At 59.8% G+C, this 19,175-nt stretch carries 20 protein-coding genes and 1 pseudogene; 8 read left to right on the top strand and 13 right to left on the bottom strand.

The genetic code is table 11. The annotated features are described in order from the left end of the window. Positions 1-34: 34 nt before the first annotated feature. The 3 genes from F8N62_RS26395 to ampC form a co-directional block, all read right to left on the bottom strand. Positions 35-1,468 (bottom strand): N-acyl-D-amino-acid deacylase family protein, encoded by a 1,434-nt coding sequence (locus F8N62_RS26395; RefSeq protein ID WP_150713423.1) that lies wholly within the window; start codon positions 1,466-1,468, stop codon positions 35-37. A 25-nt stretch (positions 1,469-1,493) separates the two neighbouring features. Further along, positions 1,494-2,267, bottom strand: coding sequence for an ABC transporter substrate-binding protein (locus tag F8N62_RS26390; protein ID WP_150713422.1), 774 nt, complete (start codon positions 2,265-2,267; stop codon positions 1,494-1,496). A 245-nt stretch (positions 2,268-2,512) separates the two neighbouring features. Beyond that, positions 2,513-3,679, bottom strand: a complete 1,167-nt coding sequence (ampC, locus tag F8N62_RS26385; RefSeq protein ID WP_150713421.1) for a class C beta-lactamase — start codon at positions 3,677-3,679, stop codon at positions 2,513-2,515. A gap of 160 nt (positions 3,680-3,839) precedes the next feature. On the opposite strand from ampC, the gene F8N62_RS26380 reads away from it, so the two are divergent. Continuing rightward, positions 3,840-4,706, top strand: a complete 867-nt coding sequence (locus F8N62_RS26380) for a LysR family transcriptional regulator (protein WP_150713420.1) — start codon at positions 3,840-3,842, stop codon at positions 4,704-4,706. A gap of 131 nt (positions 4,707-4,837) precedes the next feature. Here the strand turns inward: F8N62_RS26380 and gudD are convergent, their stop codons facing one another. Next, a complete protein-coding gene (gene gudD, locus F8N62_RS26370; RefSeq protein WP_150713419.1) occupies positions 4,838-6,181 on the bottom strand; it encodes a glucarate dehydratase in 1,344 nt (447 codons plus the stop codon). Between the two features lie 4 nt (positions 6,182-6,185). Beyond that, on the bottom strand, positions 6,186-7,541 hold the full coding sequence (locus F8N62_RS26365) for an MFS transporter (RefSeq protein WP_150713418.1): 1,356 nt from the start codon (positions 7,539-7,541) through the stop codon (positions 6,186-6,188). Positions 7,542-7,822: 281 nt separating this feature from the next. On the opposite strand from F8N62_RS26365, the gene F8N62_RS26360 reads away from it, so the two are divergent. Both F8N62_RS26360 and F8N62_RS26355 read left to right on the top strand, forming a co-directional pair. Next, on the top strand, positions 7,823-8,539 hold the full coding sequence (locus F8N62_RS26360; RefSeq protein WP_150713417.1) for a FadR/GntR family transcriptional regulator: 717 nt from the start codon (positions 7,823-7,825) through the stop codon (positions 8,537-8,539). A gap of 89 nt (positions 8,540-8,628) precedes the next feature. Then, positions 8,629-8,859: a hypothetical protein gene (locus F8N62_RS26355; protein WP_150713416.1), complete on the top strand. Its 231-nt coding sequence runs from the start codon at positions 8,629-8,631 to the stop codon at positions 8,857-8,859. 221 nt (positions 8,860-9,080) lie between these two features. On the opposite strand, the gene F8N62_RS26350 is transcribed toward F8N62_RS26355, so the two are convergent. Further along, positions 9,081-9,992 (bottom strand): DMT family transporter, encoded by a 912-nt coding sequence (locus F8N62_RS26350; protein WP_150713415.1) that lies wholly within the window; start codon positions 9,990-9,992, stop codon positions 9,081-9,083. Between the two features lie 96 nt (positions 9,993-10,088). Here F8N62_RS26350 and F8N62_RS26345 point away from each other — a divergent pair, with 96 nt between their 5' ends. Further along, positions 10,089-10,961, top strand: a complete 873-nt coding sequence (locus F8N62_RS26345; RefSeq protein ID WP_150713414.1) for a LysR family transcriptional regulator — start codon at positions 10,089-10,091, stop codon at positions 10,959-10,961. A gap of 87 nt (positions 10,962-11,048) precedes the next feature. On the opposite strand, the gene yegQ is transcribed toward F8N62_RS26345, so the two are convergent. Further along, positions 11,049-12,371, bottom strand: a complete 1,323-nt coding sequence (yegQ, locus tag F8N62_RS26340; protein ID WP_150713413.1) for a tRNA 5-hydroxyuridine modification protein YegQ — start codon at positions 12,369-12,371, stop codon at positions 11,049-11,051. A gap of 176 nt (positions 12,372-12,547) precedes the next feature. Between yegQ and F8N62_RS26335 the strand changes: the two genes are divergently transcribed. After that, the gene (locus F8N62_RS26335) at positions 12,548-13,609 is read left to right on the top strand and encodes an AI-2E family transporter (RefSeq protein WP_150713412.1); all 1,062 of its coding nucleotides are present in this window, start codon (positions 12,548-12,550) and stop codon (positions 13,607-13,609) included. On the opposite strand, the gene F8N62_RS26330 is transcribed toward F8N62_RS26335, so the two are convergent. From F8N62_RS26330 to F8N62_RS26320, 3 genes are all read right to left on the bottom strand, one after another. Further along, positions 13,606-13,788 carry a hypothetical protein gene (locus tag F8N62_RS26330; protein ID WP_150713411.1) on the bottom strand — a complete coding sequence of 61 codons (183 nt, stop codon included), beginning with the start codon at positions 13,786-13,788 and terminating at the stop codon, positions 13,606-13,608. The genes F8N62_RS26335 and F8N62_RS26330 overlap by 4 nt on opposite strands. 112 nt (positions 13,789-13,900) lie before the next feature. Further along, the gene (locus F8N62_RS26325) at positions 13,901-14,095 is read right to left on the bottom strand and encodes a hypothetical protein (RefSeq protein ID WP_150713410.1); all 195 of its coding nucleotides are present in this window, start codon (positions 14,093-14,095) and stop codon (positions 13,901-13,903) included. Between the two features lie 241 nt (positions 14,096-14,336). Next, entirely contained in the window at positions 14,337-14,702 is a 366-nt protein-coding gene (locus tag F8N62_RS26320) for a hypothetical protein (protein WP_150713409.1), read from the bottom strand. A gap of 245 nt (positions 14,703-14,947) precedes the next feature. Between F8N62_RS26320 and F8N62_RS26315 the strand changes: the two genes are divergently transcribed. Further along, a complete protein-coding gene (locus tag F8N62_RS26315; protein WP_150713408.1) occupies positions 14,948-15,766 on the top strand; it encodes a shikimate 5-dehydrogenase in 819 nt (272 codons plus the stop codon). Between the two features lie 147 nt (positions 15,767-15,913). Next, positions 15,914-16,432, top strand: coding sequence for a cupin domain-containing protein (locus F8N62_RS26310; protein WP_150713407.1), 519 nt, complete (start codon positions 15,914-15,916; stop codon positions 16,430-16,432). 133 nt (positions 16,433-16,565) lie between these two features. Here the strand turns inward: F8N62_RS26310 and F8N62_RS26305 are convergent, their stop codons facing one another. After that, the gene (locus F8N62_RS26305; protein WP_150713406.1) at positions 16,566-17,213 is read right to left on the bottom strand and encodes a YceH family protein; all 648 of its coding nucleotides are present in this window, start codon (positions 17,211-17,213) and stop codon (positions 16,566-16,568) included. A 139-nt stretch (positions 17,214-17,352) separates the two neighbouring features. On the opposite strand from F8N62_RS26305, the gene F8N62_RS26300 reads away from it, so the two are divergent. Continuing rightward, positions 17,353-17,862 carry a DUF1993 family protein gene (locus F8N62_RS26300; protein ID WP_150712558.1) on the top strand — a complete coding sequence of 170 codons (510 nt, stop codon included), beginning with the start codon at positions 17,353-17,355 and terminating at the stop codon, positions 17,860-17,862. Between the two features lie 158 nt (positions 17,863-18,020). Here the strand turns inward: F8N62_RS26300 and F8N62_RS26295 are convergent, their stop codons facing one another. Together F8N62_RS26295 and F8N62_RS26290 are read right to left on the bottom strand one after the other, a co-directional pair. Beyond that, the gene (locus tag F8N62_RS26295) at positions 18,021-18,950 is read right to left on the bottom strand and encodes an electron transfer flavoprotein subunit alpha/FixB family protein (RefSeq protein WP_150713045.1); all 930 of its coding nucleotides are present in this window, start codon (positions 18,948-18,950) and stop codon (positions 18,021-18,023) included. A gap of 2 nt (positions 18,951-18,952) precedes the next feature. Further along, positions 18,953-19,175, bottom strand: a pseudogene (locus tag F8N62_RS26290) (electron transfer flavoprotein subunit beta/FixA family protein); the annotation flags it as partial.

Raw genomic sequence — 19,175 nt, 5'->3', positions numbered from 1 at the left:
GGTTCGGCTGCGCAGCTCTCATCCCTCGCACCACTCAACGACGAATAAATTGCCCGTTCCGCGCTCCGGTACTCTGGCCCTGGCTGTACGAAAGCACGCCATTGACCCACACCGATTCGATACCCTTGGGCTGCCGCGTTGGTTGTTCAAACGTCGCACAGTCGTGAATGTCCATGGCATCGAACAAAACGAGGTCGGCACAGGCGCCCACGTTGAGCCGACCGCGATCACGCAGGCCAAACCGTTCGGCTGGCAGTCCAGTCATTTTGCGAACCGCTTCCTGCAACGGGAACAGTCCCTGGTCGCGACTGTAATGGCCCAATACCCGAGGAAATGTGCCCCACAGTCGCGGATGGGGTCGCGGATCGTTAGGTAAACCATCAGAGCCGATCATGGTGTGCGGATACGCGAGGATGCGCGAAACATCAGCCTCATCCATTTCGTGATAAATCGCGCCGCCCGGCTCCAGTCGTTGCGCGGCATCGACCTGGGAAAGGCCCCAGAGCCCGGCGATGTCCTTGAGGTCTTTGCCAGCCATTTCCGGGTGCGGTGTTGACCAGGTGATCTGGATCCTGAAGCTTTCGTCGACGATGCGCGGGTCGATGGTGGTCGAGCTGGCGGCATAGGGATAACAGTCACAGCCCACCGGATGTTGCTGCCGGGCGTTTTCAATCTTCGCAACGATCGCCTCGCTGCGGCCCCAGTTTGCGCGCCCGGCGCATTTGAGGTGAGAGATGATGACCGGCACCCGTGCGTCGCGACCTATGTCGATGGCTTCGTCGATCGCTTCGATGATCTCGTCATCTTCAGATCGAATATGACTCACGTAAATCGCCCCGGCATCACGCAAAGTGGCCGCCAGGAAATCAACTTCGCTCGTTGGCGCTTGCAGGGCATTGCGGTAGGCCAGGCCGGTGCTCAGTCCCAGTGCGCCGTGTGCCAGGGCCGCTTCGAGGTCTGCGCGCATGGCGTCGAGTTCGCGGGGTGTCGCGGGGCGGTCAAACCGCTCCATATGGTTGGCGCGCAACGCGGTATGCCCCACCAGCGCCGCGACATTCACCGCTGGACGCGTCGCTTCGATGGCTGCCGCGTAGTCACTGAAATCCGGGTACTTGAAATCCGCTGCTTCGCCGAGAAGGTTCATCGGGTCCGGCGGGTCACCGCGAAGGCGAACACCGGCTGCACTGATCCCGCAGTTGCCGACAATGACCGTAGTCACGCCCTGGCAGATTTTCGGCAACATCGCCGGTTGCTTGAACAGCGCCAGATCATCATGGGTGTGCACATCGATAAAGCCCGGGCTGAGGACTTTGCCGCGCGCATCAATCACGTTTTGGGCCTCGAGGCCGGCCAAATCACCGATCGCATGAATCCTGCCATCAACCACCGCAACATCACCGACATAGGGCGGCGCGCCGGTTCCATCAATGAGCGTGGCGTTACGGATCAGGGTGTCGATGACTGTCATGCAGGTTGCTCCACCAAGCCGGGATTCACTCGCCGTAGAGGTTGTAGTCGAAGTATTTCTTTTCCACTTGCTGGTAAGTGCCGTCCGCACGCAGGGCCTTGATCGCCACATTGAAACGCTGGGCCAGCTCGGTGTTGCCCTTGTTCACCGCTATGCCGGTGCCTTCGCCAAAGTATTCCTTGTTGCGCAACTCCGGTCCGACAAAGGCGAAGCCTTGGCCTTGCGGGGTTTTGAGGAAGCCTTCTTGCAGCGGTGCGGCATTGGCGATCGTGCCGTCGAGCCGGTTGGACTGCATGTCCAGGTAGATTTCCGACTGCGAGCCGTAGCGGACGATTTCCGCGCCTAGCGGTTGCAGCTTGTCGGTGGCGTAGCGGTCCTGGGACGTACCGCGTTGCACACCAATGCGCTTGCCCTTGAGCTGGTTGAAATCGTCATCTACCCGCGTACCGGTCTTCATCACCAATCTGGCGGGGCTCGAATAGTATTTGTCGGTGAAAGTCACCGAGCGCTTGCGCTCTTCAGTGATCAGCATCGAGGAAATCACCGCGTCGATTTTGCGCACTTTCAGCGATGGGATCAGGCCGTCGAATTCCTGTTCGACCCAGACACACTTCGTTTGCATTTGCGCGCATAAAGCATTGCCGATGTCGTAGTCAAACCCGCCGATGCTACCGTCGGCCGTTTTGAAAGCGAATGGCGGATAGGCCGCCTCAATGCCGATGCGCAGGGGTTTATCCTCCGCCAGCGCACTCGTGACACACATTGCCAATGCAACGCCCAGGCACATTGTTTTTTTCATTGTCCAGCCCCTGATCACGAGTGATGTGGATGTATTTGTCCATAATGGACATATTGGTCTGCACTCGTCAATGGCGTTTCGCAAGCGAAAATGGGCGACCGCAACGGGTCGCCCATTTTTGTATGCACCGCTTACCCTGTGGGAGCGAGCCTGCTCGCGAAGGCGTTGTCTCAGTCACAATTTTGCTGACTGAAAGACCGCTTTCGCGAGCAGGCTCGCTCCCACAGGAGGGCAGCAGTGCTGGATTAGTGAGTCAATTTGCTGAAGATCGCATGCGCAATCTTGATCCGCTCCGGATTCGGGTAGTTTTTATTCGCCAGGATTACGATGCCGACGTCCAGCGACGGCACATACGCCACGTAAGCGCCAAAGCCGCTGGTGGAGCCGGTCTTGTTGAACAGTGCGTTTTGCGGTTGCGGTTGCGGCGGGTTCAGCCACTGGACTTCATGGGGTTCGTAGGTCATCTGCGCCGAATTGCCGGCGAGCAGTTTTTCGAGGGGGATTGGGTAGGGGTAGCGTTCCCAGCCCAGGCCCTGAGTCATGTCATCCACCGTGTAATAGCCCGTATGCGTTGCGGCGATTGCCTGCTGCATTGGCACTTCAAGGGCCGACGGTTTCATGTTTGCTTCGACGTAGCGCAGCAGGTCCGAGGCGCTGGTCTTCAGGCCGTACGCCTCTGAAGCCAGTGCGCCCGGCCCGACCCGCGCCGGCTTATCCTCCTTGTTGTAACCCTGAGCGTAGCGCGCCATGTGTTGCGGCGGCACCTTGAGGAAGGTGTGCTGCAAGTTGAATTTGGGCAGCAAGGTTTTTTCCATTGCGACGTCAAATGGCTGACCCAGGCTGTGGGCCGCGAGATAGCCGAACAACCCCAGGCTGGGGTTCGAATACTGTCGATGGCTGCCAGCGGGGTGAACCGGTTTCCAGTGTTTGAAATAGCCGAGCATCTTGTCCGCCGAATCGTATTCATCGGGGAATTGCAGGGGCAGGCCGCCGGCGGTGTAGGTGCCCAGTTGCAGCACGCTGATGTGGTCGAACGCGCTGCCACGCAACGCCGGCAGGACACGACTGGCGTTGTCGGCCATGGACAGTTTGCCGCTGGCCTGGGCGTAGGCGGCGAGGGTGGCGGTGAAGGTCTTGCTCACCGAACCGATCTCGAACAGCGTATTTTCGCTGACTGCCGCGCCGGTTTCCTTCGAGGCCACGCCGTAGCTGAAGTAGTGCGCTTTGCCGTTGAGGGTCACCGCGACGGCCATGCCCGGAATGTTCTGTTGTTGCATGACCGGTAACACCGCGTCTTTGACCGCCGCGTCGATCTGCTGGTCGGTAGGGTTTGCGGCGAAACAGTCACCGGTGCCGAGTAGCAGTGAGAAAGCGCTGTAGGACAAGACCTTGCCGAGCTTGAAGTTGTGCATGATTGAGTTGCTGTCCCTAAGTTTTCGCCGGGTGTACCCGTTACACTCCGAGCGGTTTTGCCATCGGTGCGCCGATGAGCGTGGCAAATCTATTCACTGCGGCGACAATCGACAAACAACCATAAATAGCATGAGCCATTAGAAAAACTAGGGAGAAGGCATGATCCGGCCTCAATTACCCCTCAATGCATTGCGCGCCTTCGAAGCTTCCGCGCGGCACCTGAGTTTTACCCGGGCGGCGGTGGAATTGTGCGTCACCCAGGCCGCGGTGAGTCATCAGGTGAAAAGCCTGGAGGCCCAGCTCGGCGTCACGCTGTTCAAACGCCTGCCCCGTGGCCTGATGCTAACCAGTGAAGGGGAGACCTTGTTGCCGGTGCTGCGCGAATCCTTCGACCGCATCGCTGAAACACTGGGGCGTTTCGAGGGTGGGCATTTTCGTGAAGTGCTGACGGTGGGGGCGGTGGGCACCTTCGCGGTGGGTTGGTTGTTGCCGCGATTGGCTGACTTCCAGATGAAACATCCGTACATAGATTTACGCCTGTCGACCAACAACAATCGAGTCGACGTGGCGGCTGAAGGGCTGGATTACGCGATTCGCTTTGGTGCCGGGGCGTGGCACGGGATTGAAGCTGTGCGGTTGATCGAGGCGCCGTTGTCAGTGCTGTGCGTGCCCGGGATTGCCCGGCAATTGCACTCCCCGGTCGATCTGTTGCAGCAAACGCTGTTGCGCTCTTACCGCACCGACGAATGGCCCGAGTGGTTTCAGGCAACTGGCCTCCCGGCTCACGTCGCTGCGCCCCGGAGCATCGTTTTCGATTCGTCACTGGCGATGATGGAGGCAGCGCTGCAAGGCGCAGGAGTGGCATTGGCGCCACCGCTGATGTTCGCCCGGCAACTGGCGGCCGGTGTCATCGAGCAACCGTTCGCCATCGGCATCACCACCGGCTGCTATTGGTTGACCCGCTTGCAATCGCGTGCGGAAACGTCGGCAATGGCGGCGTTCAAGGGTTGGCTGCTGACGGCATAGATGAAAACACCACTCCCCCTGTGGGAGCGAGCCTGCTCGCGAATGCGGTGTGTCATTCAACATGAATGTCGAAGGTGACAGCCTCTTCGCGAGCAGGCTCGCTCCCACAGGATTTCTGTGTTGCTGGAGGGTCAGCGCACCAGGCACGGCCGCTTGTTATCGAAGGTCCACCCCGGAATCAGGAACTGCATCGCCACGCTGTCATCCCGCGCACCCAGCCCCATGCCTTTGTACAGCTCATGGGCCTTGGCCAGCTGATCCATGTCCAGCTCCACGCCCAGACCCGGTTTTTTCGGCACTTGCACGCAACCGTCGACGATTTGCAGCGGCGCCTTGGTCAGGCGCTGGCCGTCCTGCCAGATCCAGTGGGTGTCGATCGCAGTGATTTCACCCGGTGCCGCGGCCGCGACGTGGGTGAACATCGCCAGGGAAATGTCGAAGTGGTTGTTGGAATGCGAACCCCAGGTCAGGCCCCATTCATGGCACATCTGCGCCACCCGCACCGAGCCCTGCATGGTCCAGAAATGCGGGTCAGCCAGCGGGATGTCCACCGACTGCAACTGGATCGCGTGGCCCATTTCCCGCCAGTCGGTGGCGATCATGTTGGTCGCGGTTTTCAGCCCCGTCGCGCGACGAAACTCTGCCATGACTTCGCGGCCGGAATAACCGTTTTCCGCGCCGCAGGGATCTTCGGCGTAAGCCAGCACATGATGTTGGTCGCGGCACAGGCGGATCGCTTCTTTGAGCGACCAGGCACCGTTTGGATCGAGGGTGATGCGCGCATCCGGGAAGCGTTCGGCCAAAGCGGTGACGGCCTGGATTTCCTCATCGCCGCTCAACACGCCGCCCTTGAGTTTGAAGTCCTTGAAGCCATAACGAGCGTGAGCCGCTTCAGCGAGGCGCACCACGGCGTCGGCGGTCATGGCTTTTTCGTGACGCACGCGGAACCAGTCATTGTCCGCCTCCGGTTCGCTGCGATAGGTCAGGTCAGTCTGATCGCGATCACCGACGTAAAACAGATAACCCAGCATCTTCACTTCATCACGCTGCTGACCTTCGCCAAGCAATGCCGCGACCGGCACGTCGAGGTGCTGACCGAGCAAATCGAGCAACGCCGCTTCCAGCCCGGTGACCGCGTGAATGGTGATGCGCAGGTCGAAGGTCTGCAAACCGCGACCGCCGGCATCGCGGTCAGCGAAGGTCTGGCGCACTTGATTGAGGATCTTCTGATACGTACCGATCGGGCTGCCGACGACCAGCGAGCGGGCGTCTTCCAGGGTCTGGCGAATCCGTTCGCCGCCCGGCACTTCACCGACCCCGGTGTGGCCGGCGTTGTCCTTGAGGATCACGATGTTGCGGGTGAAAAACGGGCCGTGGGCGCCGCTCAGGTTGAGCAGCATGCCATCGTGACCGGCCACTGGCACCACTTGCATGCTGGTGATGATCGGCGCTTTTGCAGTGTCTTGTGTGTTCATTTTCTTATCCTTGTAAACCGTGCTCAGGCGTGGGTTTGCCCAGCGCAACGGCCGGTGCAGGTTTCGGTGTATTGCGTGCGGCGAAGACGATGATCGCGGCAATGATCGAGGTCGCGGCCAACCCGTACAGCCCGCCCTGAATCGAACCGGTGTGTTCTTCCAGCAGGCCGAAGGTGGTCGGCGCGACGAAGCCGCCGAGGTTGCCCACCGAGTTGATCAGCGCGATCACACCGGCGGCGATCCGTGCATCGAGGTAAGCCTGGGGAATCGGCCAGAACAGTGAAGAAGCCGATTTGAAACCCAGCGCCGCGAAGCAGATCGCCACGAAGGCGAAGATCGGCCCGCCGGTGGTGGACATAAACATCCCCGCGGCAGCGATCAGCAGGGCAGCGGCGACCCAGGCTTGCTGGTGTTTCCATTTCGCCGACAACGAAGCGAAGGCGTACATGCCGACAATCGACAGTAACCACGGGATCGAGTTGAACAGCCCGACCTGAATGTCGCTGAGGTCGCCCATCTTCTTGATGATGCTCGGCAGCCAGAAGGTCGCGGCATAAATGGTCAGCTGAATGAAGAAGTAGATCAGGCAGAACAGGATGATCTGGCGATCCTTGAGCAGCGTGCCCAGCGACGGTTTGATCGGGGTTGCGGCTTCGCGGGCCAGTTGTTCTTCGTCGATGGCTTTGACCAGCGCGTCCTGCTCTTCGCGGCTCAGCCATTTGGCGTCGTGGGGTTTGGAGTCGAGCCAGAACCAGACAAACACACAGAGGCCGACAGAGAACATGCCTTCAATGAAATACATCCACTGCCAGCCGTGCATGCCGAACCCGCTGATTTGCAGGAGCAAGCCGGACAGCGGGCCGGAGATCAACGAAGCGATGGCCGAACCGCTGAGGAAAATCGCAATCGCCTTGCCGCGTTCCACACCAGGCAACCAACGCGTGAAGTAATAAATCACCCCCGGAAAGAACCCGGCTTCGGCCACGCCCAGCAGAAAACGCAGGATGTAGAAGTGGGTTTCGTTCTGGATAAACGCCATGCAGGTGGCGACGATGCCCCAGGTGAACATGATGCGGGTCAGCCAGATGCGCGCGCCGACTTTTTGCAGGAGGATGTTGGAGGGGACTTCGAACAGCGCGTAACCGATGAAGAACAGGCCGGCACCGAAGCCATAGGCGGCCGCGCCGATGCCCAAGTCATGTTCCATGTGCGCGCGGACGAAGCCGATGTTCACGCGGTCGATGTAGTTGACGATGAACATGATTACGAACAGCGGCAGAACGTGGCGTTTCACTTTCGAGATGGCAGACTTCAACACCGAATCGGCGTCGTCGTGCATCCCTGAGACGGATGGTTTCACTTGGTTTTCTCCCACTGATTATTTTTATGCGGGGTGTTGCTAGGTGTTGCGTGTTGATAGACATCATACAACTGCGTTTTTTCATCCTGCAAGACCTTTGGTTCAACAATATCAAGCCGTACGTCGCTGTTATCAGTCTTCGTATTCTCCGCCGCAAATGTGAATCTGGCTTTAAATAGTCGCGATCTTGAGTGTTGTCATACAAGCTGGCTGTCATTTTCTGAAGATTCACACCGAGTGCAGTGCTACGATTCCGTCAGCCCTGCTTCCGGATGATCGCCATGCAAGAAGACCTAGACGCGCCGGCGCGCAAGCGCTCCCACAACCTGGCTCATGACCTGGTCGCCAAACTCACCCAGAGCATCCTGCTCGGCCAGATGCTGCCCGGGGACAAGCTGCCGTCGGAGAACACCATCGTTCAGGAGCACGGGGTCAGCCGCACCGTGGTGCGCGAAGCGATCTCGAAGTTGCAGGCGTCCGGGCTGGTGGAAACCCGGCATGGCATCGGCACGTTTGTCATTGAGCGTGCGGCGGAGCAGGGACTGCGACTGAATGTCGATACGGCGCTGGGCGTGCGCAGCATTCTGGAGTTGCGCATGGGCCTGGAAACCCAGGCCGCGGCGCTGGCGGCCATGCGTCGCACGGAGCAACAGCTGGCGCAGATGCGCGAAGCGCTGGACGACTATCAGCGCCTGCTCGCCAATAACGACAGCTGCGTCGAAGCCGACAAGCGTTTTCATCTGCTGATCGCCGAGGCCACCGGCAATGTGTGCTTCACCGAAATCATGCAGCACCTGGGCAGCGCCATGATCCCCCGGACCCGGGTCAATGCCGTCGAGCGGGGCGCGGCGGACTTGAGCAAGCTCGGCCAGCTCGCCAACCTTGAGCACGAGGCGATTCTCAACGCCATCAAGCGCCAGGATGCGGACGCGGCGCGTGCGGCGATGTGGCTGCACCTGACCAACAGCCGGGACCGGTTTCTGGCGGATCGCGGTTAACCGTCTGTCTACTCGATAGCACGCCGAACACGTGCCTGTTTCCAACGAATACGGCCCAGATTTGCTGGACCTCATCAATGAGGTGCGTCATGGCTAACCAATCAACGTTTCAGGGTGGAACCCTCACGACCGACCCGACCCGACCCATGCCCGGTACTGATGAGCCGACGCTGGATCACGATGCGCCTCCGGGCATGAACCCTTCGCGGGACCCGGCTGAAGCGGATTCTGATCGGCCTGAAGACTGGATGGACCCGACGGCGGATGAGGACGTTGTTTCTGCGGATGAACCGACACCGCTGTCCGATGACAGGCGATAAACAAAACCCGGCCAGTGTGCCGGGTTTTTTGTTGTGGGCAGGTTTACCGCGTTATCGTTTTTCGCAGGCAAGCCAGCTCCCACAGGGTTTGTGTCGATTTCAAGATTTGGATCGGCACAGACCCCTGTGGATTTATGCAAACCCCAACCTTTGGATCGACACAAAACCTGTGGGAGCTGGCTTGCCAGCGAAGGCGCCAGAGGCATTCACGCAAATACCGGCTAAACACCCGCCACCGGATTCACCAGCGGCCGTCGCTCCAGATTCAACGCCAAAACACTGACCAGCACCACCACACCCCCCACAACAATCATCACCGTCGGCCGTTCCCCCAGCGCCAACGACGCAATCCCCATCGCCGTCGGTGGCACCAGATACAGCGTCATCGTCGCGCGGGTCAGATCAATGTGCGCCAGCACAAACGCCCACGCCAGGTAGGCCAACGCACTTGGAAACACGCCCAGCGCCAGCACCGCCATCTGCACATGCAGCGGGGCATTGAGCACTTGCGCCGCCAGCCCCGGCCAATACACCAATAACAACACCGTGCCCGACCACACCGTGTAACACACCAGTGTCAGCCCGTCGTAACGCCCTGAGTGATGCTTCTGCAGCGCAAAATAGAAACTCCAGGACACTGCCGCCAGCAGGATCAACAGACCGTGGGCGTCGATGCTGCCCACGCCGCGATCACCGGCCACCACAATCACCACGCCGATCAAGCCTAGAAAAACGCAGCTCCAGCGCCAGACGCTGACCCGGTCCTTGAGCACAAAGCGCGCCAGCAGCGTGCTGAACAACGGTGTGGATTGCGCCAACACACTGGATGCGCCGGCGCTGACCCCTTGCTGGCCAAAATTGAGCGCCACGTGATGCAGGCTCACCGCAAAAAAGCCGAGACCGAACAGCAGCGGCAAGTCGCGAAGGTTGGGCAGGCTGATGCCTCTGAAGGCCGCCACTACCGCCATGAACGCCGACGCCAGGAGAAACCGCAGCAACGCCAGGTGCCCGGGGTCGTAGGCCTGCAAGCCAATATTAATGCCGGTCGGCGAATACCCCCAGCACGCCACGACGAATGCCATGGCCAGAATGATTTTAATGCGGGAGGGGTAGGCGGCTGTGAGCGGTTGCATGGTCGGGCACCTGTGGGCAGATGCATCGAGTATCAGAATTCGAAGTGCTCACCACAACTGACTTATACTGCGTCAACTGTTCACTTTAGGTGATGTATGGAGCTGGCGCAGATTCGCATGTTCAAGACCGTTGCCGACGTTGGCAGCATCGCCCGGGCGGCCGAGTTACTGCATTGCGTGCCGTCGAACATCACGGCGCGGATCAAGGCGCTGGAGACCGAGCTGGGCGTCGCGCTGTTTTTGCGCGAGGGCAGGGGGCTGCGTATCAGTCCGTCAGGGCAGACCTTCCTGGCGTACGCCTCGAAGATTCTCGCCCTGACCGCTGAAGCCAAGCGCGCGGTCGATCCCGCTGCCGAACCGTCCGGCCCGCTGCGCATCGGCGCCATCGAGTCTTCGGCCACCGGTCGATTGCCGCGCTTGCTTGCCAAGTTCCACAAGCGTTATCCGGCGGTGGCGCTGGAGCTGACCACCGGCAGCTGGAGCCAATTGCTCGATGACACGCTCAGCCACCGTCTCGACGGCGCCATTGTTGCGGTGGATGTGGAGCGCTCGCACCTCAAACGCACGCCGATGTACCACGAAGAGCTGTTGCTGATTGCCTCGACGTCCCTGGGGCCGGTGCATGGCATCGCCGATTTGCAGGACAAGACCGTGTTCATGTGGCCTCAGGGTTGCCCCTATCGCGCGGCGCTGGAGCATTGGTTATTACGGCAAGGGCAGGTGTTGCCGATTGTCAGCCTGGCCAGCTACGGCGCGATTGTCGGTTGCGTCAGCGCCGGGGCGGGGGTGGCGCTGGTGCCCAAAGGGGTGTTCGATCAGTTCGCCAAAGGCGCGGGGTGCACGGGCTATGAATTCCCCGAGCTGACCGCCATCGAAAACCTGTTTTACTGGCATGAAAACGCCGGGGTGCACCCGGCGCGAGAGGCGTTCGTGGCGATGTTGCGAGAAGAGTTCGCACAGAGCGGTTAAATCAACAGATCGCAGGCTGCGCCAGCTCCTACGCCGATCGCATTTCCCTGTAGGAGCTGGCGTAGCCTGCGATCTTTTGATCTTCAACTATCTACCAACATCACGCATCAACAACCCGAACCGCAGATCCAGCGCCTCCGGAATCGGCAGGTACACGGTGTGCCCGTCCCCCGGCGCCACTTCAATCGGCTCGCCTCTGACGTTCTGCAACTGATGCAGATCGAAATGGAAGTTGCCTTCGGGCGTCATCAGTTCCATGTGATCACCCAGGCCAAACCGGTTCTTCACCTTGACTTCGGCCAACCGGTCGCGCCGCTCGCCGGTCAGTTCACCGACAAACTGTTGGCGCTCCGACACCGAGCTGCCGTGCTGGTAGTTCTGGTATTCGTCATGCACATGTCGGCGCAGGAATCCTTCGGTGTAACCGCGTTGCGCCAGTGATTCCAGGTCCGTCATCAGGTTGCGGTCGAACGCGCGACCGGCCACGGCGTCGTCGATCGCTTGCCGATAAACCTGCGTGGTCCGGGCGCAATAGAAGTGGGATTTGGTCCGGCCTTCGATTTTCAGCGAGTGCACGCCCATCTGCGTCAGGCGCTCGACATGCTGCACGGCGCGCAGGTCCTTGGCGTTCATGATGTAGGTGCCGTGCTCGTCTTCGAAAGCCGGCATCAGTTCGTCGGGGCGATTGGCTTCCTGCAACAGGAACACCTGATCGGTGGGCGCGCCGATCCCCAGGGTCGGTTCCGGCTGGAAGGTCTGCACGATTTCGCCGAGCTGATTCGCCGTGGCCTCCTGTGCAGAATATTTCCAGCGACAGGCATTGGTGCAACTGCCCTGATTGGCATCGCGCTTGTTCATGTAGCCCGACAGCAGGCAGCGTCCGGAATAAGCCATGCACAGCGCGCCGTGGACGAACACTTCCAGCTCCATGCCGGGCACTTGCTGGCGGATTTCGGCGATTTCTTCGAGCGACAGCTCCCGCGACAGGATGATCCGGCTCAAACCTTGTTGCTGCCAGAACTCGACGCTCGCCCAGTTGACCGTATTGGCCTGCACCGACAGGTGAATCGGCATCTGCGGGAAGTGCCGGCGCACCAGCATGATCAGGCCCGGGTCGGACATGATCAGCGCATCCGGCGCCATCGCGATCACCGGCTCCAGGTCCTTGAGAAAGGTTTTGAGTTTGGCGTTGTGCGGGGCGATGTTCACCACGACGTAGAAACGCTTGCCCTGAGCCTGGGCCTCGCGAATGCCGAGTGCCAGGTTGGCGTGGTCGAATTCGTTGTTGCGCACCCGCAGGCTGTAGCGGGGTTGGCCGGCGTACACCGCATCGGCGCCGTAGGCGAAGGCATAGCGCATGTTTTTCAGGGTGCCGGCAGGGGCGAGCAGCTCGGGTGTGAACAGGGTCATGGGCGTGTCGATCGCGAAAACCGCCGAGGGTAGTCGACATGCCCACAGCTTTCATTGATCTGGATCTATGCTTGATGAACAAACGGATGGCACTCGCGCGACCCGTGGCGGACTAAGCATCAGCACGGCTTTTGAGTACAAGAGTGTGCGCCCTTGCGGACTGACATGGATCGGACATGAGCGAAGATACGGTACAAAACAAATCATTGGTGGTGTTGCTGGGGCTGGTGACCGTTGCGTTCATCTGGATCCTGCTGCCGTTTTACGGCGCGGTGTTCTGGGCGGTGATCCTCGGGATTCTCTTCGCACCGATGCAACGACGGATGCAACTGAAGTTCGGCTGGCAGCGCAACGTCACCTCGCTGCTGACGTTGAGCGTCTGCCTGATCATCGCGATTTTGCCGGTGATCATCCTCAGCTTCTTGCTCGTTCAAGAAGGGGCCGCGGTGTACAAGAGCATCGAAAGCGGGGAGCTGGACATCGCCGGGTATGTGACGCATTTCAAACACAGCCTGCCGCAGTCCTTTCAACACATTCTGGATCGGGCCGGGGTTGGCGAGCTGGACGGATTGCGCGAAAAAATCATCAAGAGTGCGGTGACGGGCAACGAGTTCATCGCCAACAAAGCCTTCAGTTTCGGTCAGGGCACGTTTGATTTTGTGGTGGGATTTTTCATCATGCTTTACCTGTTGTTCTTCTTCCTGCGCGACGGCCCGGAACTGGCGCGCAAGGTCCGCTCTGCCGTGCCGCTGGAAGAACACCAGAAACGCCGTTTGCAGCTCAAGTTCAACCGCGTGGTGCGCGCGACGGTAAAGGGCAACCTGCTGGTCGCCATCACGCAAGGCGCATTGGGCGGTGCGATATTCTGGTTTCTGGACATCCCGAGCGCGTTGCTCTGGGCGGTGTTGATGGCGTTTCTTTCGTTGCTGCCCGCGGTCGGGGCGGGGATCGTCTGGGCGCCGGTGGCGGCGTTTTTCCTGTTCAGCGGGGCGATCTGGCAGGGCGTGGTGCTGGGGTTGTTCGGGGTGTTCGTGATTGGCCTGGTGGACAACGTACTGCGCCCGATTCTGGTGGGCAAGGATACGAAGATGCCGGACTACCTGATCCTGATCTCGACCCTCGGCGGCCTGGCCATTTTCGGCCTCAACGGCTTCGTAATCGGGCCCTTGATCGCGGCGCTGTTCATGTCGAGCTGGGCGATCTTCATCGAAACCAAACCGCGGGTGCAGCTGCCTTAGGCACTCAGTCGACCGGTGCCGAGGCGCTGTGACAAGGCTTTGGCGTCGGTCAGCGAAGTGAGTGGGCCGCTGATCGCTTCGCCGTCCTGCACCAGATACCAGCAGGCGAGCAATCCCAGCGCTCTAAGCGGGGCGGGAACGGCGCTGCCAATAACGGACATGATCTGAACCTGGGACATAAGTACCTCCATCTCTTGATGGGGTTACCTTACGGGCCGGCCGCTTTAACGAACAATCAACGCTTTCAATAGTCGTCATTGACGCCAGTGAGTATTGACGCTCGTCGGTCGGTCAATCGACCACCAGATCCAGCATGTGCACCACTTCCTGCTCGTTGAGCAGGCCTTTGCGTACCAGGTTTTCTGCCAGCAGCGAGAGAAACTTGGCGCTGCGGTGGCCTTCCAGGTGCTTGAGTTCGGTCAGCGTGTTGTACACCTTGCTCGAGGTACACAAGCCGATATTGCGGTGCGGGTTTTGTGTGGGCATGCGGTCGTCCTTGTTGTTATCAACCTGTTGTTGGCGGACAGTTCCGAGCTTGCGGACCTGAGATGACAGAAATATGACCATCTGCGCGTTCGTGCGGGATGGCATCAGTCTTAATCTTGCCAATTTGAACGGTCGACACTGTTCCGACAGCGACCTTGAGGAGATTTATTCAGACCTTTGGCGACGAGCGGGCATATCCGTTACCGCAGAAACGGATATGCACCCGGCAATCGAAGCAGCTTTACCAGCGGCCATAACCATGGGGATGGCCGTAATAACCGCGCGGCGGGCCGTAATACCCACGGGGTGGGCCGTAGTAAACCGGTGGTGGGCCGTAGTAGACCGGTTGCTGCACATAAACAGGCGCCGGCTGGTAATAAACCGGTGGCGGTTGCTGGATATACACTGGTTGCGGTTGGGCATAGACCGGTTGCTGCACATAGACCGGACGGTTGCTGTTGATGATGGCCGAACCGACGATGGCCGAGCCGACAATCGCACCAAACACCGCTGGCCCTTGCCAACCGTGACCGCCGCCAGCCTCTGCCTGCCCTGCGATAGCAAAAACACCAATCAGCATGGCCACTGTGGGGATTTTACGGATCATGATAATTCCTCGGTTCTTCGCCCCGGCGCTTGCGTCTGCAATAGACCCAAGGATTGTCGCGGGGATACATCTAAGACAGCATGTTTCTGAAAATCAGCACAGCCGCTGGGTAAATTTTGTGTAAGGTCTGTACCGGCTTATTTACCCGCGTGTGCTGGCCTGCGCAAGCGCACCACCATGATCGAACAGACCTGATGGATTGGCGAATCCCGTCCATCTGAAAGTGCTCTCCAAGGAGATTTTTGATGCAGATGAACCCTAACAAAGACACCCAGCTGTGCATGTCCCTGTCGGGGCGCCCCGGGAACTTTGGCCTGCGTTTTCACAATCATCTGTACGAACAGTTGGGCCTGAATTTCTATTACAAAGCATTCCGCAGCCAGGACCTGACGGGCGCCGTGGGTGGCATTCGCGCCTTGGGTATTCGTGGTTGTGGCGTATCGATGCCGTTCAAGGAGGCCTGCATTGCGCTGGTCGATGAGCTGGACGAATCGGCGGCGGCCATTCAATCGATCAACACCATCGTCAACACCGACGGCCACCTCAAGGCCTACAACACCGATTACATCGCTATCGCGCAGTTACTGGACACGCATCAGGTGCCCAAGGATTCGACCTTTGCCCTGCGCGGCAGCGGTGGCATGGCCAAAGCGGTGGCCAGTGCCTTGCGCGATGGCGGTTACCAAAATGGCCTGATCGTGGCGCGTAACGAGGGTGCCGGGCGGGCCCTGGCGCAATCGCTGGGCTATGAATGGCAAGCCGAACTGGGCGCGCGACGTCCGCGCATGCTGATCAACGTCACGCCGATCGGTATGTCTGGCGGGCCTGAGGCCGGGCAACTGGCGTTCGATGCCGAGACCATCGCGGCTGCCGAAACAATCTTCGATGTAGTGGCGATTCCCTCGGAAACGCCGCTGATCGTGCGCGGTCGTGCCGAGGGCAAGCGGGTGATCACCGGGCTGGAAGTGATCGCCATCCAGGCGCTGGAGCAGTTCGTGCTGTACACCGGCGTGCGGCCGACGGATGAGCAATTCAAGAAAGCGGTAGAGTTTGCCCGGAGCTGATTGCCCCGCTAAAGATCGCAGCCTTCGGCAGCTCCTACGCGCGTACACCCGTAGGAGCTGCCGAAGGCTGCGATCTTTTGACTTTGCCAGACCTATACTCCTGGCCAGCAAGCCAAGACTTGCCCTCTCACCACACCGAGGTTTCCCATGCCCCCCGCCATCCTCAACCTGAACCAGGTCGAACTCGAACCGCTGCCCGAAGCCCTGGCACCCACCGGGGAAACCGCCGGCCGCTATCAACAACGCATGGCCCGTGTCGGCCAGCAACTGGGGGCGCAGAAGCTCGGTTATCGCTTGTACGTGCTGGAGCCGGGTATGCGTGGCAGTCCGTTTCACAGTCATCGGGTCAACGAGGAAATGTTCTACGTGGTCGCCGGGGAAGGGCAGATCCGCCTCGGTGCCGAGCGCTTCCCGATCCGCGCCGGCGACGTCATCGCCTGCCCGCCGGGCGGTCCGGAAGCGGCGCACCAGATCATCAACACCAGCGACAGTGAACTGCGCTACCTGGCTGTCAGCACCCAGCAGTCGCCGGAAATCTGCGAGTACCCGGACTCAGGCAAGTACGCGGTGATGGACGACTTCAAGGTCGACGCCGAGGGCAATGCATCGGGTTTCGTCGCCATCGCCAGACAGGCTGACGGCGTGGATTACTGGGATGGCGAGTAGCCAACAAACACTACGAAACCAGTGTGGGAGCGAGCTTGCTCGCGATAGCGGTGTGTCAGTCACGATAGATTTTGGCTGACACACCGCTATCGCGAGCAAGCTCGCTCCCACAATTTAGATCTGTGACGCCGGGTTATTCCAGGCGTGACAGCCGCTCTTCCAGCGCTGCAATCCGCGCTTCAAGCTCTTCGATTCGTTCAACAGAGACGCCGCTGCCGCCTCCACGCTCCACCGGGTTCTGCCGTGCCGCGAGGATCGCTTCGATGTCCGCCGGATCACCGAGTGCATGCATGTAGCGATCTTCACGTTGCCCGGCTTGGCGCGGAATCAGCAGCGCCAGACCGCGAGCGATCAACCGTTCGAGCTGATGCACCACCTGTTCGGCATCTTCGAATTCATGCATGCGGCCACTGCGGGTCAGCAGTTCATTGACCGTCTGCGGGCCGCGCAGAAACAGCAAGCCCGTCAGAATCACCTGCGCCGGCACCAGTTCCAGCGCCTTGTCCACTTTGTGCTCCCAGCGGTCGGCGCGGCTGCCCATTACCAGTTTGGTGAATCCGCGACCTTCAAGGGCGCGCAGGCTCTGGCCGACCTGGCCCGGGGTCAGGTTCATCACCGGCTCGCGGCTGGTTTTCTGGTTGCAGGCGATCACCAAGGCATTGAGGGTCAGCGGATAGGTTTCCGGGCTGGTGGCCTGTTTCTCGATCAACGAACCCAGAATGCGGATTTCCGTGCTGTTGAGGCGTGGCTCGTCGAAGGTGGTTTCTTGCTCAGTGCTCATCACGCTTTTCCCTTTGCTGTCGAAGCCTGCAGTCGAAGCCGCCTAGCCTAATCCTTGCTGGATAAAAGACAAGTCGCAGGAGCGTCGCGCATCGCTATAATCGACCCACTTTTCACTCCTGTTACCACACGAGACTGCCATGACCATTTCCCTGTATGACGCTTCCGTTCCGGTTTTCACGCAACTGCTCACCGCGCTGAGCAACGTTCTGACCAAGGCTGAAGCCCACGCCACCGCCAAGAACATCGATCCGAACGCTTTCCTGCAAGCCCGCCTGTACCCGGACATGTTCCCGCTGGTGCGTCAGGTGCAGATCGCCGTAGATTTCGCCAAGGGCGTTTCTTCGCGTCTGGCCGAAGTCGAACTGCCGAAGTACGACGACACCGAAACCACCTTCGCCGAGCTGCAAGCGCTGATCGCCAAGGTTCTGGGCTACATCGGCGAGATCAAGCCCGAGCAGATCAATGGCAAGGAAGGCATCGAAATCATCACCCGCCAGGGCACGCCGAAAGAGAAGCGCTTCACCGGCCAGGCTTACCTGCTGAGCTACGGCCTGCCGCAGTTCTTTTTTCACGTCACCACCGCTTACGCATTGCTGCGTCACAATGGTGTGGAAGTGGGCAAGCGCGATTACATGGGCGCGTTCTAAAGCGTCCGGGCACAAAAAAGCCCGCCAAGGTTTACGCCTTGGCGGGCTTTTTTTGTTGGTTAAAAGATCGCAGCCTCGTTTCACTCGACCGCTCCTACGGATGAGCAAAAAAAAAGCCCGACCAAAAGGTCGGGCTCTTTATAGGTCAAGCAGCTGGATTAGACCAGCTTCTCGAACTCAGGGATGGCTTCGAACAAGTCCGCCACCAGGCCGTAATCGGCCACCTGGAAGATCGGCGCTTCTTCGTCCTTGTTGATCGCAACGATCACTTTGGAGTCTTTCATGCCGGCCAGGTGCTGGATCGCGCCGGAGATACCGACGGCGATGTACAGCTGTGGAGCAACGATTTTGCCGGTTTGACCGACCTGCATGTCGTTCGGTACAAAACCTGCGTCGACCGCGGCGCGGGAAGCACCGACGGCAGCGCCCAGCTTGTCGGCCAAGGCGTACAGGTGTTTGAAGTTGTCGCCATTCTGCATGCCGCGACCGCCGGAAACGACGATTTTGGCAGCGGTCAGTTCCGGACGATCGGACTTGGCCAGTTCTTCACCAACGAAGCTCGAAGTGCCAGCGTCGTGAGCAGCCGCAACCGCTTCAACGGCAGCCGAACCACCTTCAGCAGCAACCGGGTCGAAACCGGTGGCACGCACAGTGATCACTTTGATTGCAGCAGTCGATTGCACGGTAGCGATGGCGTTACCGGCGTAGATCGGGCGCTTGAAGGTGTCAGCGCTTTCGACCGAGATGATCTCGGAGATCTGGTCAACGTCCAGCTGAGCGGCAACGCGCGGCAGGATGTTTTTGCCGTTGGAAGTGGCGGCAGCCAGGATGTGGCTGTAGCCAGCGCCCAGCTCAGCCACCAGCGGCGCGACGTTTTCCGGCAGTTGGTGAGCGTAGGCGGCGTTGTCGGCCACCAGCACTTTAGCCACGCCAGCGATTTTCGCAGCGGCTTCAGCCACGGCGCCAACGTTCTGGCCGGCAACCAGCACGTGGATGTCGCCGCCGATTTTGGCAGCAGCAGCCACTGTGTTCAGGGTGGCCGGGGCCACTACTTTGTTGTCGTGTTCAGCGATTACCAAGATAGTCATGATTAGATTACCTTCGCTTCGTTTTTCAGTTTCTCGACCAGTTCAGCCACCGACTTGACCTTGATACCCGCGCTGCGTGCAGCTGGCGCTTCGACTTTCACGGTCTTGTTGGTGGAGGCGGTGGAAACGCCCAAAGCGTCCGGAGTCAGCACTTCGAGAGGCTTCTTCTTGGCTTTCATGATGTTTGGCAGGGACGCATAACGCGGCTCGTTCAAACGCAGGTCG

Source organism: Pseudomonas fluorescens (assembly GCF_902497785.1).
In the GTDB taxonomy this organism is placed as follows: Bacteria; Pseudomonadota; Gammaproteobacteria; order Pseudomonadales; family Pseudomonadaceae; genus Aquipseudomonas; species Aquipseudomonas fluorescens_BO.
This window is presented reverse-complemented; position numbering and strand designations above follow the sequence as displayed.

What these genes read in the sequence shown, in the direction of transcription:
- F8N62_RS26320 (WP_150713409.1), bottom strand. Translation starts at nt 14,702, where the DNA reads ATGATCCGTAAAATCCCCACAGTGGCCATGCTGATTGGTGTTTTTGCT.
- F8N62_RS26335 (WP_150713412.1), top strand. Translation starts at nt 12,548, where the DNA reads ATGAGCGAAGATACGGTACAAAACAAATCATTGGTGGTGTTGCTGGGG.
- ampC (WP_150713421.1), bottom strand. Translation starts at nt 3,679, where the DNA reads ATGCACAACTTCAAGCTCGGCAAGGTCTTGTCCTACAGCGCTTTCTCA.
- gudD (WP_150713419.1), bottom strand. Translation starts at nt 6,181, where the DNA reads ATGAACACACAAGACACTGCAAAAGCGCCGATCATCACCAGCATGCAA.
- F8N62_RS26360 (WP_150713417.1), top strand. Translation starts at nt 7,823, where the DNA reads ATGCAAGAAGACCTAGACGCGCCGGCGCGCAAGCGCTCCCACAACCTG.
- F8N62_RS26325 (WP_150713410.1), bottom strand. Translation starts at nt 14,095, where the DNA reads ATGCCCACACAAAACCCGCACCGCAATATCGGCTTGTGTACCTCGAGC.
- F8N62_RS26330 (WP_150713411.1), bottom strand. Translation starts at nt 13,788, where the DNA reads ATGTCCCAGGTTCAGATCATGTCCGTTATTGGCAGCGCCGTTCCCGCC.
- F8N62_RS26300 (WP_150712558.1), top strand. Translation starts at nt 17,353, where the DNA reads ATGACCATTTCCCTGTATGACGCTTCCGTTCCGGTTTTCACGCAACTG.
- F8N62_RS26395 (WP_150713423.1), bottom strand. Translation starts at nt 1,468, where the DNA reads ATGACAGTCATCGACACCCTGATCCGTAACGCCACGCTCATTGATGGA.
- F8N62_RS26315 (WP_150713408.1), top strand. Translation starts at nt 14,948, where the DNA reads ATGCAGATGAACCCTAACAAAGACACCCAGCTGTGCATGTCCCTGTCG.
- F8N62_RS26310 (WP_150713407.1), top strand. Translation starts at nt 15,914, where the DNA reads ATGCCCCCCGCCATCCTCAACCTGAACCAGGTCGAACTCGAACCGCTG.
- F8N62_RS26390 (WP_150713422.1), bottom strand. Translation starts at nt 2,267, where the DNA reads ATGAAAAAAACAATGTGCCTGGGCGTTGCATTGGCAATGTGTGTCACG.
- F8N62_RS26355 (WP_150713416.1), top strand. Translation starts at nt 8,629, where the DNA reads ATGGCTAACCAATCAACGTTTCAGGGTGGAACCCTCACGACCGACCCG.
- F8N62_RS26305 (WP_150713406.1), bottom strand. Translation starts at nt 17,213, where the DNA reads ATGAGCACTGAGCAAGAAACCACCTTCGACGAGCCACGCCTCAACAGC.
- F8N62_RS26345 (WP_150713414.1), top strand. Translation starts at nt 10,089, where the DNA reads ATGGAGCTGGCGCAGATTCGCATGTTCAAGACCGTTGCCGACGTTGGC.
- yegQ (WP_150713413.1), bottom strand. Translation starts at nt 12,371, where the DNA reads ATGACCCTGTTCACACCCGAGCTGCTCGCCCCTGCCGGCACCCTGAAA.
- F8N62_RS26380 (WP_150713420.1), top strand. Translation starts at nt 3,840, where the DNA reads ATGATCCGGCCTCAATTACCCCTCAATGCATTGCGCGCCTTCGAAGCT.
- F8N62_RS26350 (WP_150713415.1), bottom strand. Translation starts at nt 9,992, where the DNA reads ATGCAACCGCTCACAGCCGCCTACCCCTCCCGCATTAAAATCATTCTG.
- F8N62_RS26295 (WP_150713045.1), bottom strand. Translation starts at nt 18,950, where the DNA reads ATGACTATCTTGGTAATCGCTGAACACGACAACAAAGTAGTGGCCCCG.